We start from the raw sequence: 17197 nt of genomic DNA, 5'->3' as shown, positions 1-17197 counted from the left end.
TGCAAAGTACCGCAAAGTTGGGTATAGTCTGCGTTCCTTGCGATAATCCCTGTAACTTTGGGGTACACTATTTTTTATTGCAATCCTTCAATCAATGCGTTTAAAGCTTTTGTATCGAAAACCGTATTATTGGATCTGTTGAAGATTCCAAAACCCTTGTCTCCGGTGCTTCCTTCATCCCAGTAAAAAGGCAATAATCCATTTGCCTTTGCTTGTTTTACTACTGTTTTTAAGTAATAAGCTCTTGCATTCAAATGTAAGGTCAAAGCATCTCCTGTTAAAGAAGTTCTGCGGATTGCTCCAAACTCTCCCAGTAAAACAGGAATTCCTTTATCTACAAACTGCGTTTTCATCAATTTGAAATTCTTCGCTACATCCGTTTCTTCACCCCATGTAGCATTGCGCTCTGTGTCTGTTGTGGAATGAAATCCTGTTCCCCAGTAATAGAACATTTTTCCCCAGCTTTCATCTTTGGTTAAACCAGCAAAATTCCACGGAGAATAATAATGCACCTCAACCATCATTCGGTTAGGGATCTTATCTACAGGCAGGTTAAGCATCAGTTTATTTGTTTTTTCAATATCCGTTGCCGGTCCCTGAACGACTAAGGTACGATAGGCATTTTTACCTCCGGTGGCACGAACGGCATCGATAAAAGTCTGGTGATAGGAGGTTAAAACGGCCATTTGTGTGGCATCTTCAACATTCGGTTCATTGGCACTGGCAAAAAGCAAATGCTCATCGAATCCTCTGAAGTGTGTTGCTATCTGTTCCCAAAATGCCTTTTGTTTGGCATTGTTTTCTGCTTTTTTGGCTTCAGTGATATTATTTTCGAGCCATCCGCCGTCCCAGTGAATGTTAATGACCACATACATATCGTTATCCACACAATACTGCACCACTTCTTTGACCCTGTTTAACCAGTCCGTTTTTATTTGTGCTGTGGCGGTATTGGCTACATACTGATTCCAGGAACACGGAATTCTGATGGCGTTGAATCCATTTGCCTTAACTGCATCAATTAATGCTTTTGTCACTTTTGGATTCCCCCATGCTGTTTCTCCGTTGGTGGCTTCCATGGTATTTCCGATATTCCAGCCCAGTTTTATTTTTGCTGCAAGTTGTACTGCGGTACTGCTCATACCTGAAGCATCTGCTGCGATCGGATTGGTATTGTAACTTGGATATAGTCCCTGCTCGATTGTAACAGCACCAGCCTGAGAAACCGAAACCTGTAAAGGTGCCGCTTCTGCTGAACTGATTTTGATTGTAGCTGTTCTGGTGTCTTTTGTTTTGTTTTCTAAAGCTGTAATGGTTACCAGACTGGTTCCCTTACTTCCGGACGTCTTGCTCAGCTGAATCCACGTGGCATCTGAAGCACTGATGGTCCATGAGGTAACTTCTGCCGCAATGACAACATTGGCGGCACTTTCTTTGGCTTCGAAATCTATTTTGTTTGTATTTACCGTAAGCGTTTTTCCAACGGTGTTTTCCGGTACGTCTTTTTCTGAACTACAGGCAAAAACGCCGCTAACAACAATACAAAGCAGGGCCGTAATAAGGTAATTTTTTATACTCTTTTCCATTTTATAAATCAAAAATTAGTTAAGGAGCTCCTGACCCTCAGGTAACCCATTCTATTTCATTTCTTAAAAATCATTTTTTGAGTGGTGGTGCTGACTAACCATATAAGTAATGTAAGGAAATATAAGTTTGGCTTAAATGAAATACTTATATTTCCTAAAATGACTTATAGGATTTAAAAACGCCTGCCATATTTTTACTTAATGGTCACCGTAATTTCTTTTTTGATGTCTCTCGAAGAATTTCCTACTTTCAAAATATATTTCCCCGGTTCAACGGTCCATTTTTTTGCCGTTACATCATAATACGCCAGTTCTTTCACCGGAACTTTGATGGTTACAGTATTGGAACTTCCTGCTTTCACGGCTGTTTTTTGGAAACCTTTTAATTCCTGTGCGGCACGTGTAATTTTTGAATCTGTTTTAGAAGCATATACTTGTACGACTTCTTTACCGTCGACTTTTCCGGTATTTTTTACCTCAACCGAAACGGTAATGGTTTCGTTCAACGCATATTCTGACTTATCTGATTTTGCATTATCGAAAGCAAAAGTGGTGTAAGACAATCCGAATCCGAAAGGATATAACGGTGCGATATTTTTAGTATCAAACCAACGGTATCCTATTAAAATTCCTTCTGCATAAGTAACTGTTTTTCCTCCCGGGAAACTGTTGGTTGCGTGTGCAGGAGAATCCATGATTTTTTTAGGCATTGTCCACGGTAATTTTCCTGACGGGTTTACTTTTCCAAGTAATACATCTGCCAACGCATTTCCACCTTCAGAACCGTTAAACCAGCTCCACACCAAAGCGGATGTTTTTTTGCTTACCGCATCAATATCGAAAGGCGCTCCGGCCACCATCACGACAATAGTCTTTGGGTTTACGGCCAATACTTTTTGAATTAATTCTTCCTGTCCGAATGGTAAGTTTAAGTTTCTGCGGTCAGAAGCTTCGGTTTCGTAATCACGGTTGGAACCTGCAAAAATGATGGCAACATCCGAATTTTTAGCGGCTTCAATGGCTTCCTGCAATTTAGCCGGATCTAACTGGTCTATCGTAACCGGTCCATTGGAAGTAATGTTTCCTAAATTTCCTTTGTTTTTTTCATCGTAACGCTCAAGATATCCTTCTGCATAATTGATTTTGATGGATGAAGGCAGTCTGTTTTTCAGTCCTTCCAAAGGAGTAATTTCTCTTTTGGTTTTTACACCGGCTCCGAATCCGCCCAAAGCATTTTTCTTCGTGGCATTGTTTCCGATTACTGCGATTGATTTTACACCATCGAGTTTTAAGGGAAGTGCATTGTTTTCATTTTTAAGCAATACGATATCTTCTGCTGCGATTTTGTAGGCATCCTGGTAATGTGCTTCTGTTGCAATGCTTCCTTTAGCACGTTCGCCGCCACCCATTGCTTTTACCTGAAACAACATTCTTAAAATACGTTTTACATGCAGGTTAATTTCAGCTTCGGAAACTTCTCCGGACTTCACGGCAGCAATTAATTTGTCTGCCAGGAAAAATTCATTGAAAGGTTTTGGCGTTCCCATTTCAATGTCCAGACCATTTTTCAATGATTTTGCTGTTGAATGTACCGCAGCCCAGTCTGAAACTACAATTCCTTTAAATCCCCACTCGTCACGAAGAATTTTATTCAGCATATAATCATTTTCACATAAATATTCGCCTCTGAACTTGTTGTAAGCTCCCATGATACCATATGATTTTCCTTCTTTTACAGCTGCTTCAAAGGCCGGTAAATAAATTTCACGAAGCGCACGTTCGTCAATTTGTACATCGACGAAATCACGGTTCGTTTCCTGATTGTTTGCTGCGAAATGTTTCACGCAGGCCATCACATCTTTTTCCTGTAAACCAACGATTAACGGCACGGCGATTTTTTTATTCAAAAACGGATCTTCGGACATGTATTCGTAGGTTCTTCCCCCAAGTGGGGTTCTTACCATATTGATGGCTGGCGAAAGCAGCATATCTTTATCTCTGGCGCGTAATTCTTCTCCTAAACTGCTTCCGAAAGTATGGGCCATTTCCGTATTCCAGGTGGCAGCCAAACCTCCTCCGGCAGGATAATAGGTTGCAAAATCGTTCGTTAAACCTGCAGGTGCCCAATTGTCACGCGAAATTTCTTCACGAACTCCCAAAGGTCCGTCGGCCATTTTTAATTCCGGAATTCCCAGACGTTTTACGCCACCGGTACTAAACATACTGTTACCGTGCAGCATTCCGATTTTTTCTTCGATTGTCATTTGAGCAATCAGCTTATCTATTTCGGCGTCATGTGTGGTATCTATTTCTTTTCCTTTATATTCTTCTGTCTGAGCTGAATCAGAACCTGAACTTTGTGCCTCGTTTTTACAGGAAGTAAATGCTGTAAAGGCCAAAGCTGCTGACAGGAATATTATTTTATTTTTCATGGTTCGTAAATTTATTATGTTTTTTGTGTTCGTTAGTGAAGCGTTTATTGTTTTACAAGATTCACCAGAAAAACATCATTTTCATTTATGGTGAAATCCTTAGTATAAGTTCCTTTTGAATCAATTACTACTTTTTCTGATGCCAGTAAAGCGCCACTGTTTTTCTCTTTGATTTTATTTACCTGCGCCACTGTTAATTGTTTGGGTCTTCCCATGGAGAGATAATCTGCGTAAGCGTCGTTTACTTTATAACCTACTTTATAGATCTCTAAAAGGTATTTTCCTTTCTGTAGTCCGTCAACTTCAATTTTTACCTTTCCTTTTTCTTTAGCTGGTAAATCCTGAATGTAATAGGTTTGATTCAGCACCGTATCTCCGGGATGCGTATTGGTGAAATCCCAAAATAAAAGCTGAACATCTCCTTTTGAATTTTTGCAAGCCCATGATGAAGTATCTTTATTTTGAAGTTCTGTTTCCCCTAGCTTATTCAGAAAAGAATAGGAGAAATAAGCCGGTTTTTTAATTCCCTGAAGATTCAGCAATCCGAAACCACCATGAAAAGGTGTATATCTCGGGCCTGACTCTTCGAAGATATCGGTAAAAACCCAATACGACATCGAGTTTGCGGCATTTCCAACTTGTTTTAGTTTCTGCAGAATATAAGCTGCCGAGTGATAACTATCGTGAATGGGATCTGCCGGTGTGTAGGAGGAACTCCATTCTGTATAATGCAATTCAAGATTTGGCTTAGCCGAATTTGCAATCTGCTGACGTGAATTCAGAACATCACCACTTACACTGGTCTCGTCTTTATTTAAGATGGTTCCCGAAGTTCCAAATTCATCTAAATAGCCACTTTTTACGCCGTAGGAATGGGTCGAAATAAAATCGATTGGCACCTTATTTTTAGCACAAAAATCAATTGTTTCCGGAACCCATGCTGCTCCTGCTGTTGCGGGGCCTCCGACTTTGTACGCTGTATTTACGCTTTTTATGCCGCGGGCCGCATATTCGTATAATTTAAAATAATCTTTCTGGGTTCCTGTCCAGAATCCCGGTGAAAGGTTAGGTTCATTCCAGACTTCAAAATACCAGGTCTTCACTTCTTCCGCTCCGTAACGCTGGGTGAAATGCGCTGTTAAGTTTTGCATAAAGTCTTCCCATTTTTTATAATCTTTTGGAGGTGTAACATTTCCTTTCCACCAAAAAATAGTCTGCTTTCCGCTGGCTAAACCTGAAGGCATAAAACCTAATTCAACAAAAGGTTTCATTTTGATACTCACAATAAAATCGAACAAAGCATCTACATACTGATAATTGTATTGTGAATTTCCTTTTTCATCTTCATAATAAACCGCCATATCATCTGATAATAAACCGTGCATTCTGATGTATTTAAAATCACAATCTTTTTTCAGCATTGCGAGTTGCTGCTGCCAGTCTGCGCGTAATCCTTCATTTGCTCTTCCGGCTCCGACGCATTCTTTAAACATGGTATTAAAAGCTCCTGCCGATTTAGTATAATCGACTTTTATAATCCGGTCTTCAGCAGCTTTCTGAGCAGCTGAATTTTGTCCGAACAATGGGCTATTGATCAGACTTATGAAAATAAAGAGCAGTATTACATTTCTTTTCATAGGTTTTTATTCTGCCGTGATTACAATTGTTGCCGGTTTCAATCCGTTTGCCTTGGCGGTTAGTTCTAATCTTCCGGTTTCATTACCGGACTGAATTACGACCAGGCATTTTCCGTTCAGTGCCGTATGCTTTGTTCCTTTATACGATTCATGACTTACCGGATCTCCGCTGCAGACACCCACAATTTTTCCGTTTCCTTTTAGGGAGAAATTGATTTCGTTGTTTGCATTTGGTGCCAAAACTCCTTTTTCGTCCAAAATATCTACGGTTACAAATGACAAATCATTTCCGTCGGCATTAATGGTACTTCGGTCTGCCGTTAATTTTAAGTTGGCTGGATTTCCGGCTGTTTTGATTTCCGTTTCTAAAACAATTTTCCCGTTTTTACGCGAAACTGCTTTTAGTGTTCCGGGCTGAAACGGAATTCTCCACATCACATGCAAATCTTCTCCTTTTTTACTTCTGATTCCGACTGATTTTCCGTTTAGGAAAAGTTCAACCTCATCTGCTTTATTGTAGTATGCCCAGACATCCACATTTTGTCCTGCTTTCCAGTTCCAGTGTGGCAGGATATGCAGCACGGTTTTGTCTGTCCATTCGCTTTGGTACATATAATACACATCTTTTGGGAACCCTGCTAAATCTACAATTCCGAAATACGAACTGACAGATGGCCATTCGTACGGCGTTGGCTCTCCGATATAATCAAATCCGGTCCAGATGTACATGCCCGAAAGGAAATCGTATTTTTTGATGACTTTCCAGGTGGCTTCGTGTGTAGAACCCCAGGGTGCCTGTACCTGATCATAAGCCGAAACGGTATTTCCCGGATTTCCGCCCGTAAATTTAAGATCCCATCTTACCGGCCATTTTTTAATAGTGTCTGAAACAGCGTCATAATAGCCACGGGTTTGCAAACCTGAAGTGGTTTCTGTCGCAATAAAAGGAATTCCAGGAAAATTCTTTTTATGATATTCATAGGTTTGATGGGCATAATTGTAGCCGATAATATCCAGCGCTCCTGAAGCTGCAATTTTATTGTATTGAACCGCTGCTTTTTCAAACTGCAGATTCACCCCGTCAAGGTTCATATTAACCGGCGGATTCATGGCTGCTGTAATCGGACGCGTTTTATCGTATTGACGTGTTATGGCGGCTAACTCTTTTGCAATTGCCACTCCGTTTTCATTCCATTGTTCGGGAATTTCATTTCCGATACTCCATATAAAAATACTCGGATGGTTGCGATCACGGAGTAATTGATCTGTCAGATCTTTTTTGTGCCATTTGTCCCAGTCATTGCCATAGTCGTATTTGGTTTTGTTTTGTTTCCACATATCAAAAGCTTCATCCATGACAATGAAACCCATTTTATCACAAAGATCCAAAAGCTCCGGTGCGGGAGGGTTGTGCGAAGTTCTGATTCCGTTTACACCCATTTCTTTCAGGATTTCCAACTGCCGCTCGATCGCTCTGGTATTGATTGCCGAACCTAATGGTCCTAAATCATGGTGCATGCAAACGCCTTTGATTTTTAACTGTTTCCCGTTCAGTATAAAACCTTTATCGGTATCAAATTTAAAATTCCTGATTCCAAAATTGGTTTTATACGAATCGATCACGGCACCGTCAAGCGAAATTTCCGTAACTGCCGTATACAATTCCGGTTTCTCTACAGACCATAGAACTGGTGTTTCAACTTGCGCGTCCTGTTGAATCGTTTGATTGGCATTTGCTGCAATTGTTATATTTTGAGTAACTGAAGTTACTTTAGTGTCTTCTTTAAAAATAGTAATGGTTACAGTTGCTTTTTTTGATTCTGAATATTGATTCTGAATCGTAGTTTCAACTTGTACCGAAGCTTTTTCGGCCGTAACTTTTGGAGTGGTGATGTACGTTCCCCATTGTCCCACGTGCAGTTTGTCGGTCGTTTCGATCCAGACATTTCTGAAAATTCCGGAACCTGAATACCAGCGTGAATTGGGTTGTTTTGAATTGTCAACCTTAACAATTATTTCGTTGTTTTTGTCTCCGTACTTCAGATAGGGCGACATCTCATACTGAAAACCAATATACCCGTTTGGGCGTTTTCCTAAATAATGTCCGTTTATCCAGACTTCGCTGTTTTTATAAACCCCGTCAAAAATGATGGATATTACTTTGCTGCTGTCAGCCGCCGCAACTCTGAATGTTTTTTTATACCAGCCTAACCCTCCGGTTAGTGATCCGCCTCCGTATCCGGCAGGACTTTTTTCGTCAAATTTTCCTTCAATACTCCAATCGTGCGGGACATTTAAAGTCCGCCAATTTGTTGTAGTTCCGATGGTATCTTTATCTGTACTACTATCATTCAAATGAAAGCTCCAATCTGAATTAAAGGAAACTTTTCGGTCCTTAAACTTTTGATCACCCGATGTATGGCATGCCGTCAGTACAAGAAAACATCCAAAAAGCAATCCTATTTTTTTATATAAAGCGAGTTGAAGCATAGTATTGTAAATTTTAAAATAACCTGAAAACGTTGAAACTTTCAGGTTATTGTTAAACTAAAAACTGTAATTTTTTAAGGGATAATATAATGGAAAACAAACCATTCATCCTTAGTCGCATCGTAAGATGTTCCTAACCAAATTCCTTTTTGAAGGAATCCTGTATTATAGGCTTTCACTACTTTAATAACATTAGTAGTAGGATTCATCCAGCTGGTTGCATTTTGAAGCAATGTATTTGTTCCAAGATTAATTTCGTTGGTTGTGGCATTTATGGTAAATAGACCTGTAGTAACTACTCCGTTTTGGCTGCGGGTATAGTTCAGCTTACCTTCCCACTGATCAAAACGTATCCAGGAATTACCGGCGATTGCTGCCCAGTCATCATTCCATCCCCAGTTGTAAGAACTGCCTGGTCCTGTTGTCCATCCTATTCCTTTTCCAACCCAGTCCACCGGATTACCTGCTGCATCTAATTTCCATACTCTTCCTGCACCAGCTCCTCCTGTTAACATGGTCAACAATTCTCCAGGGGCAAAAGTTGGATTGAAACCTTCGTCAAGAACAGGGTCCGTAACTACAGGAACATAATTGTCTGCATATTCTTTAGAAACGAAATTCCAGATATACCACCATGGTCCTTCGCTGTTGGTTCTCTTAATAGCAATTCGCAACTGATTATCCGTAAGTGTTAATACTTTAATATCCGTGTTCCAGTTACTTGCGTTTGCAATGTAATTGTCCGGTCTTAAAATAGTTGCTCCTGTTGTAGTTATCGTATGAGCATTAATATCAAGGAAATAAGATCCGCTTTCGATACTTGTTCCATTTGCTTCATGAACGGTCATAAAAGGTCCTCCGTCAAGACTGAATGTCATGTATCTTCCCCAGTGCATATCTGCATCTGTACTTGAATTGGCATTTCCTGCAGGTTCCCAGTTTGGAGAAAATTTACCCCATTCTACTACTGTGTTCGGATCTGCAAAAGACATCGCACCCGGAGCTAAACCATACTTACCATTATCAGCGATCCATGATTTTTTATGACCTACTCCACCAGATAATGCAGTCCATAAAGGATCATTAACGTAATTTAAGTTATCTGTACTAACTGTAATGGTTACCGGATCTAATTCAACGATACCGCCATCGGTTACTGCTGAAATCTTAATCGTATAATTCCCTTTAAAGGCATATTTTACGGTCTCTACTGCTTTACTGGATTTTCCGGTACCGTAATCCCAGTTCAGAACCACTCCGGGAGTGGTATTTTTCATGATCACCGTATTTCCGCCCGGATCTGCTGTAAGATCCTGGGTAATTTCAAAATGTATATCCGATTTAGCCATTGGCTCTTCGAGAGAATACGTGTCCGGAGAACAAGAGGATATCAGCAATGCTGCTAACAACACAAATGATGTCATTAATACTTTAATATTTTTCATTTCTTTTCCTTTTAAGTTAAAATTACCAACCCGCATTTTGCTTCAAAACCCCACCTGATAATGTGATCTGAGTATTTGGAATTTGTATCAGTCCTTTTGTTTCCTGAATTTTACCTGCAGAAATTGTTTTTGTTGCCGGTACTCCGCCATTTAGCAAAGTTGTTGTTTCTGCAATAGTTGTTGAAGCTTTTCCAACACCCTGACGTAATAAATCATAGTATCTTATTCCTTCAAGAGCAAACTCCAGGCGTCTTTCATTCAAAATGTTTTCGGGAGTTACCGGTAATGCCACAAAGTTTTCTTTGTACGCTCTTTCTCTAACTTCATCAAAGTAAAGCTGAGCACTTCCGCTTCCCAATTCTGCAGCCATTAGTAAAACGTCTGAATATCTTAGCACTACATAATCCTGAAATTGACTGATGTCCCAAAACTGGCTTCCCATAGCAATCGGAAGATCTACTCCGTCTTTATTCACCATTGGAGAATATTTTTTGTTGTAGTAACCTGTGTATTCTCTCTGGCTGTTCTTTTTATCAAATTTGATCTTTTCTTCGTCAACTCCGATGATACTTGCTGTACGTCTGGTATCTGTTGCACTGTACGCATTCCATAATTTTGAATTTACGGTAACACCCCAACCACGACCATACGGATAAGAGGAGAATTCTCTCATTCCAAACATGACCATCCATTGGTTACTGTCTGTATTTCCGCTATAATCACTTGTATAGGTGTATTTAATAGAAAAAACAAATTCTTTATTGGCTTCACCTGCATACTTTTCTACTGAAGCTGCAGGCCACAAAGTAGAAAAATCAGCTACTAAACCATGACCACTGGAAGCGATAACATCTTCTAAATGTGCTAAGGCCTGAGTTTTGGTTACGACACCGGCTAAATCCGTTTTTCCGTAATATCCGGTGTAATATAAATAAACGCGTCCCAATAAAGATTTTGCTGCCCATTTTGTAATGCGTCCGTTTGGTTTCGCATTATAGGCTTCTGTAGGCAAATTGTTTGAGGCAAATACTAAATCTTCTGCAATTACTTTATAAATTTCTTCCGGAGTTGCCTGTGGTACGTTCTCGGAAGAAGGTGCTGTTAACAAAGGCACACTGCCCCACAAACGGGCCATTTCAAAATACAGATAGGCTCTTATAAATTTAGTTTCAGATTCGTATGTATTTCTTAAGGCAGTATCCCCGTCCCATTGAATCTGATCCATTTTGGACAATAACATATTACAACGGTAAATTCCTTTGTAATAAGCAATCCAGTTGGTGTTCAGTAAATCAACATCTGCAGGAGATCGTGTAATATCAAACTCATCTATGGCTGCATAATTGTAACCATCTGAATTTCCGGTACCTCCAAAACAATCATCAGACATTACTTCACTTAATACCGGAACTCCCATTCCTGCACCACCTGTTGCCACCTGCATTCCGTCATAACAACCTACTAATGCTACATAAGCATCCTCTTTTGTTTTGTAAAAACTTGTATCTATTGGTGTCATCGGCTCTGTTTCTAAACTACAAGAACCCAGAGATAATAAACTCAAACAGAAAATATATAAATATGTATTTTTCATCTTTTTATTATTAAAGTTTAACATTTAATCCCATCATGAATGTTCTTGGTCGTGGATAATATCCAACATCTACACCAGATGAAAATTTTTGGTCATCGTTTGAAGAACCAAATCCAATTTCAGGATCCATACCGTTATACTTTGTAAAAGTGTACAGATTTAATACTGAAAAGTAAAGTCTGAACTGACTTGCAAAAAACGGTTTTGATTGTTTCATTTTCGCCAAATCAAATCCTAATGTTACCGTACTGATTCTTAAGAAATCTCCATCCTGAACATACAAATCTGAAAACTGTGTAAAGTTTCTGTTGTCTTCTGTTACTCTTGGTGTTGTGTTCGAAGAACCTTCTCCATGCCAACGATCTAATATGGCAGAAGTATAATTTCCGTATGCACCCGATTGGTTTCTGTAGGATTGTACAATTTGGTTTCCTGCCACTCCATTCGCCAAAACCGAAAAGTCAAATGCTTTGTAGCTACCTGATAAAGAGAATCCATAAGTAAAGTCAGGATTAGGATTTCCGATACTGGTTTTATCAGTAGCGTCAATTTTATCATCTCCGTTTGTGTTTACATAAATAAGGTCCCCGGGAGCTGCATTAGGCTGTAATACTACGCCGTTTGCTGATTTGTAATTATTAATTTCCGCCTGGTTTTGAAAAACACCTCCGGTTTTATATCCCCAGAAATATCCTAACGGATATCCGTTTTGTGCTCTGTAGAATTCACTTGAATTGTCATAAAGTTCATTCGGCAATCCATGAATAATTCCGTCTGCTGTAGGTATTGCACCTACTGTATTTTTGTTGTAAGCACCATTTGCACTAATATTGTATTTAAAATCTCCAATATGGTTTTGGTAATTTAAACTCACCTCAACCCCTTTATTTACTACGTCTCCTCCGTTAATAAATGGTGCGTCAGCTCCTCCGGTTGCCAAAACAGGCGCTAATATCAACCAGTCTTTGTTGGTTTTCTGATAAAAATCAACCGTAAGATTTAAGGCATTGTCTAAAAATCTGGCATCCAGACCAAGGTCAACCTGCTCTGAAGTTTCCCATTTCAAATCCAGATTTGACAATCTGTTTGGGTAGGCTCCGGGAGTAAGAGCACCTTCTTCTCCAAAATTATAATTGGTATTATTTACTTTTATGGGTGATAAGTATTGAAAAGCCCTTGCGTTCTGATTTCCTACTTGTCCCCAGGATGCTCTCAATTTAAGGAAGTTGATCACTTTCGAATCTTTTAAAAATTCTTCGTTTGACGCAATCCAGCCTCCGGAAACGGATGGGAAATAACCCCACTCATTCTGCTTCGCAAAAATGGAAGATCCGTCAACTCTGAAAGTGGCATTTAACAAATACGTTTCCTTAAAGCTGTAATTTAATCTTCCGAAATAAGACATTCTTTTGGTCTGTTGCTTGATACCATTTAATGCTATTTTGGCGCCGTCTTTATTGGTCGTATTGTCTAACCAGGCATGCTCTAAGTCACTAAAAAACGAATCTGCATTTGAAGCCTGTATCGTAGTTCCGTCAAAATTTATAGAGGATGTTCCGACCATGGTCTCAAAACGGTGCGTTTCGGCAACATTAAACTTATACGTCAATAAATTATCCCAGGTAAGTGTTTTACCTTTGTTCATGTTTTGAGTTACTTTATCAAAAGCGCTGTTGGCATAGATCGATAATTGATATTTAGGGAAGTACGAATGTCCTTCACCGGCATAATAATCAAGGCCTAAAGTAGTTTTGAACGTCAAGTTTTTTATTGGCTCTATCTGTAAGTAAACATTTCCAAGCAATTTTTGGTTATTGCTTTCATTCTGATTGTTATACACCATTAAGGCATAAGGATTTGCCTGACCTGCCAACCACGGCTCACTGTTTTTGGTACTGTCGTAATAATTACCATTGGCATCGTACATTGGTAATAATGGGGATACCTGAAAAGCACTTCTTAAAGAATTGCTGTACTGATTTCCAACTCCGATTCCGTTTTTATTGATGTAAGCAAAACTTAAGTTCTGACCGAAAGTCACTACATCTTTGTATAATTTATGTTCTGAATTGAATCTGAAATTATAACGCTCATAGTTCGATAAATCTTTACCTCCTACAACTCCTTCCTGCCCTAAATAAGACAAGGATGCAGAATAAACCGAATTATCCGAACCACCGGAAGCACCAAATGAGAAGTTTTTAGTAGCGGCATTATCCGTTAACATATGATCCATCCAGTTGGTTCCTTTTCCCAATCCGGCAATTTGTGCATTCGTAAAGTATGGATTTTTACCAGAATTTACGGCAGCTTCATTTAAGATCGTGGCATATTCTTTAGCATCCAGTAAATCTACCTTTCTGGCTACCGATTGAACACCGTAATACTGATCGAAAGTCATTTGTCCTGCAGCCCCTTTCTTACCCTTTTTGGTGGTAACCAAAACAACTCCATTAGAGGCCTGCGAACCATAAATAGCAGCAGACGCAGCATCTTTTAATACAGAAATAGATTCTATATCTGAATTGCTCAAATAGGAAATATCACTTGTAAGGATTCCGTCTACCACATATAGCGGACTGCTTCCTGCTGTTGAACCCACACCTCTGATCACCACATTTAATCCCTCTCCCGGTTGCCCTGAAGTAGACGTAATCTGGATTCCCGCAGCCTGACCCTGAAGAGCTTGTAGTGCATTTGTAGTATTTGTTCTGGCAAGATTTTCTCCACTAACCTGAGTAACAGCATTTGTTACCAGTGTTTTTTTCTGTGAACCATACCCAATTACGACAACCTCCTTAAGGTCTGCCGCTTCTGTTTGCAAAGTAACCGTAATTGTTTTCTGGGTTCCAACAGTGATACGTTGCGTTTTAAATCCCATAAAACTGATGACAAGTACGTTACCCGTTTTTGCTTCCAGTTTAAAGTTCCCGTCAAAATCTGTCGAGGTTGCCGTTTTGGTTCCCTCAATTCCAACCGTAGCACCCGGAACGCCCATACCGTCTTCTGCCGATTTTACATTTCCACTTACGACCTGCGATTGCTCCTGTGCAAAACCAGATTGTAATGTAAAGACACTTAGCAGCAGTGCCATACAAAACGGAAGCATTGTTGTTTTTATACAATATTTGCTTTTCATAATAATTAAGAATTGGTTAAATTTATAGTTAGTTACCTTATAATTTAATTTAGTATGCATTCGAAATAATCTGTTCGAATAATTCCTGTCTGCCGCTCAAGGGCTGAGGTTCCCCATTTGCACGGGCAATTTTGCTCAGATCTTCCAGAGATAATTCTCCGTTTTCGAACTTCGCTCCGTTACCACTGTCAAACGAACTGTAACGCTGCGTGCGTAATTTTCTGTAATCTGTATTTTGTAAAATATGATCGGCACAGATTAATCCTCTTGCAAAAACATCCATTCCTGAAATGTGTGCGATGAATTTATCTTCTAAATCGATCGAATTTCTTCTCACTTTGGCATCAAAGTTTACGCCGCCACCCTGAATTCCGCCACCTTCAAGGATAACCAGCATCGCCTGGGTAACTTCCTGAAGATTAATAGGGAACTGATCGGTGTCCCAGCCATTTTGATAATCCCCCCTGTTGGCATCAATGCTTCCTAACATTCCGGCATCAACGGCAACCTGCAATTCATGCTCGAAAGAATGTCCAGCAAGTGTGGCATGGTTGACTTCAAGATTTAATTTGAAATCGTTTTGAAGTCCGTATTTAGTAATGAATCCCAATGAAGTCGCTGCATCAAAATCATATTGATGCTTGGTCGGTTCCATTGGTTTTGGTTCGATTAAAAAGTTTCCCTTGAAACCTTCTTTGCGGGCATAATCTTTACACGTATTTAAAAACCTCCCCAAGTGGTCCAGTTCTCTTTTCATGTCTGTATTCAAAAGGCTCATATATCCTTCACGGCCTCCCCAGAAAACATAATTTTCACCGCCTAAGGCAATAGTAGCATCGATTGCAATTTTTGCCTGGGCACCTGCATAAGCCAAAACATCAAAGTTCGGATTCGTTGCGGCACCATTCATGTAGCGGGGATTGCTGAATAAGTTTGAAGTTCCCCACAACAATTTAATTCCGGATTCCTGTTGCTTCTGTTTCGCATATTCAACCATAGTCTGAATACGGGTTTCAAATTCTGCCAGAGTCGGCGCATCATCCACCACATCAACATCATGAAAACAATAATAAGGCAAACCCAGCTTGGTCATAAATTCAAAAGCCGCATCCATTTTATCTTTCGCTCTTAGAATTGCATTTTCATTTTTATCCCATGAAAAAGTTTCCGTCGAAGCACCGAACGGATCGCCTCCCGTATTACATAGCGTATGCCAGTAAGCCATTGAAAAACGCAAATGTTCTTTTAAGGTTTTACCTGCAACGACACGATTTTCATCGTACCATTTAAACGCTAACGGGTTATCACTTTCTCTTCCTTCGAATTTAATCGTGTCTATGTTTTTGAAATAAGTTTGTTTTGTTGTGCTCATTACTATTGTTCGATTTTAATATGATTTTTCCATTCCTGATATAAATCCTGATATTGAGTAGTCAGGATTTTATTGGGTTCAATTCGATCCAGACATTGCAATCCCTGAAAAGCTTCTTCCAGTGAACTGTAATATCCGTAACCGTAAGCAGCGCCTCTCGCGGCACCTTCAGCTCCCGAAGTATTGTATAATTCTAAAGTAGTTTGTGTGGTATTGGTAAAGATTTCCCTGAAAACCGGACTTAAAAACAGGTTTGAATTTCCGGCTCTTACCACAGTTCCGGAAACGCCTACTTCTTTCATGACATCAAAACCGTAGTTCATGGCAAACACGATTCCTTCGCAGGCCGCGCGCACTAAATGAGAGGGCTGATGGATATTGAAGTTTAAATTCTGAATTCCCGAAGTTGCATTTTTATTATTAAAAATACGTTCCACCCCATTTCCGAAAGGGTAAAAACGAAGTCCGTTGCTTCCGGCTTCTACCTTTGCGGCCTCGGCATTTAATGTTTCGTAAGCAATCAGTTCGGCCTTGTCTACCGACATGATTTTTCGCAACCACTGGTATAAAATTCCGGAACCGTTAATACACAACATTACACCGTTGCGTTTTTCGGCTTCTGTATTATTGACGTGTAAAAAAGTATTGATTCTGTTTTGTTTGTCGTAAGTATCCTGATCACTCACGGCATAAACTACTGCCGAAGTTCCGGCTGTGGTGGCAATTTCACCGGGTTTCAAAACATTCAGTGATAATGCATTGTTGGGCTGGTCTCCCGCGCGATACGTTATTTGTACCGCTGAATTTAATCCCAATTCCTGAGCAATTTCAGTGTAAACAGTCGCCTGAATGCCGAAATTAGAAACAATTTCAGGAACAATGGCTTCCGATAATCCCATCTGAGACAGAATTTCTGTAGCTAATTTTCCTTCCGAGAAGTTCCATAAAGCCGCTTCGGACAATCCTGAAGTACTGATTTGTGCCGTTTTTGATAATTTCGCAGCAATAAAATCGCCTGGAAGCATCATGTATTTTGCTTTTTCAAAAACCTTTGGCTCATTATCTTTTACCCATTTCAATTTGGAAGCAGTAAAATTTCCCGGACTCCCTAAAATTTGTCGCTGACAATTCTCAGCACCGATTTTAGCGTAAATTTCATCCCCGATAATTGCCGCACGGCTATCGCACCAGATAATCGAAGAACGAACCGGATTTAAATTCTCATCGGTCAAAACCAATCCGTGCATTTGATACGCAATACCGATTCCGGCAATCTTTTTTAAATCAATATTTGATTTTGAGCCTAATTGCCTGATTCCGTCTTTTACGTACTTCCACCAGGATTCCGGATCTTGTTCCGCCCACCCAAATTCCGGAGCAATAATTGGCATTTCAAAATCAGGAACGCTAACTGCACCAATGGTTGCTCCTTTTTCCGGATCAAAAACAGAGAGTTTTACAGAGGAGCTTCCTAAATCAATTCCTAAAAATAACATCAGCTA

Annotated in this window: 9 protein-coding genes; all 9 read right to left on the bottom strand. The window is 39.8% G+C overall.

Translation table 11 applies throughout. The features are described 5' to 3' along the window. Positions 1–74: 74 nt before the first annotated feature. Positions 75–1586 carry a cellulase family glycosylhydrolase gene (locus GJU43_RS09130; RefSeq protein WP_154340464.1) on the bottom strand — a complete coding sequence of 504 codons (1512 nt, stop codon included), beginning with the start codon at positions 1584–1586 and terminating at the stop codon, positions 75–77. 194 nt (positions 1587–1780) lie between these two features. Continuing rightward, a complete protein-coding gene (locus GJU43_RS09125; protein ID WP_154340463.1) occupies positions 1781–4018 on the bottom strand; it encodes a glycoside hydrolase family 3 C-terminal domain-containing protein in 2238 nt (745 codons plus the stop codon). Between the two features lie 44 nt (positions 4019–4062). Continuing rightward, the gene (locus GJU43_RS09120) at positions 4063–5655 is read right to left on the bottom strand and encodes a glycoside hydrolase (RefSeq protein ID WP_154340462.1); all 1593 of its coding nucleotides are present in this window, start codon (positions 5653–5655) and stop codon (positions 4063–4065) included. Positions 5656–5661: 6 nt separating this feature from the next. Continuing rightward, positions 5662–8145 carry a glycoside hydrolase family 2 TIM barrel-domain containing protein gene (locus tag GJU43_RS09115; RefSeq protein ID WP_154340461.1) on the bottom strand — a complete coding sequence of 828 codons (2484 nt, stop codon included), beginning with the start codon at positions 8143–8145 and terminating at the stop codon, positions 5662–5664. Between the two features lie 74 nt (positions 8146–8219). Next, positions 8220–9590, bottom strand: coding sequence for a hypothetical protein (locus tag GJU43_RS09110; protein WP_229655026.1), 1371 nt, complete (start codon positions 9588–9590; stop codon positions 8220–8222). 22 nt (positions 9591–9612) lie between these two features. Then, a complete protein-coding gene (locus tag GJU43_RS09105) occupies positions 9613–11184 on the bottom strand; it encodes a RagB/SusD family nutrient uptake outer membrane protein (RefSeq protein ID WP_229655025.1) in 1572 nt (523 codons plus the stop codon). A gap of 10 nt (positions 11185–11194) precedes the next feature. Beyond that, the gene (locus tag GJU43_RS09100) at positions 11195–14323 is read right to left on the bottom strand and encodes a TonB-dependent receptor (RefSeq protein ID WP_154340459.1); all 3129 of its coding nucleotides are present in this window, start codon (positions 14321–14323) and stop codon (positions 11195–11197) included. Positions 14324–14372: 49 nt separating this feature from the next. Then, on the bottom strand, positions 14373–15695 hold the full coding sequence (xylA, locus tag GJU43_RS09095; RefSeq protein WP_154340458.1) for a xylose isomerase: 1323 nt from the start codon (positions 15693–15695) through the stop codon (positions 14373–14375). A 2-nt stretch (positions 15696–15697) separates the two neighbouring features. Then, on the bottom strand, positions 15698–17191 hold the full coding sequence (locus tag GJU43_RS09090; protein WP_154340457.1) for a xylulokinase: 1494 nt from the start codon (positions 17189–17191) through the stop codon (positions 15698–15700). Positions 17192–17197 lie beyond the last annotated feature (6 nt).

Origin of the sequence: Flavobacterium sp. LC2016-23, assembly GCF_009674775.1 — a bacterium.
Classification (GTDB): domain Bacteria; phylum Bacteroidota; class Bacteroidia; order Flavobacteriales; family Flavobacteriaceae; genus Flavobacterium.
This window is presented reverse-complemented; position numbering and strand designations above follow the sequence as displayed.

What these genes read in the sequence shown, in the direction of transcription:
- GJU43_RS09130 (WP_154340464.1), bottom strand. Translation starts at nt 1,586, where the DNA reads ATGGAAAAGAGTATAAAAAATTACCTTATTACGGCCCTGCTTTGTATT.
- GJU43_RS09110 (WP_229655026.1), bottom strand. Translation starts at nt 9,590, where the DNA reads ATGAAAAATATTAAAGTATTAATGACATCATTTGTGTTGTTAGCAGCA.
- xylA (WP_154340458.1), bottom strand. Translation starts at nt 15,695, where the DNA reads ATGAGCACAACAAAACAAACTTATTTCAAAAACATAGACACGATTAAA.
- GJU43_RS09125 (WP_154340463.1), bottom strand. Translation starts at nt 4,018, where the DNA reads ATGAAAAATAAAATAATATTCCTGTCAGCAGCTTTGGCCTTTACAGCA.
- GJU43_RS09090 (WP_154340457.1), bottom strand. Translation starts at nt 17,191, where the DNA reads ATGTTATTTTTAGGAATTGATTTAGGAAGCTCCTCTGTAAAACTCTCT.
- GJU43_RS09105 (WP_229655025.1), bottom strand. Translation starts at nt 11,184, where the DNA reads ATGAAAAATACATATTTATATATTTTCTGTTTGAGTTTATTATCTCTG.
- GJU43_RS09115 (WP_154340461.1), bottom strand. Translation starts at nt 8,145, where the DNA reads ATGCTTCAACTCGCTTTATATAAAAAAATAGGATTGCTTTTTGGATGT.
- GJU43_RS09100 (WP_154340459.1), bottom strand. Translation starts at nt 14,323, where the DNA reads ATGAAAAGCAAATATTGTATAAAAACAACAATGCTTCCGTTTTGTATG.
- GJU43_RS09120 (WP_154340462.1), bottom strand. Translation starts at nt 5,655, where the DNA reads ATGAAAAGAAATGTAATACTGCTCTTTATTTTCATAAGTCTGATCAAT.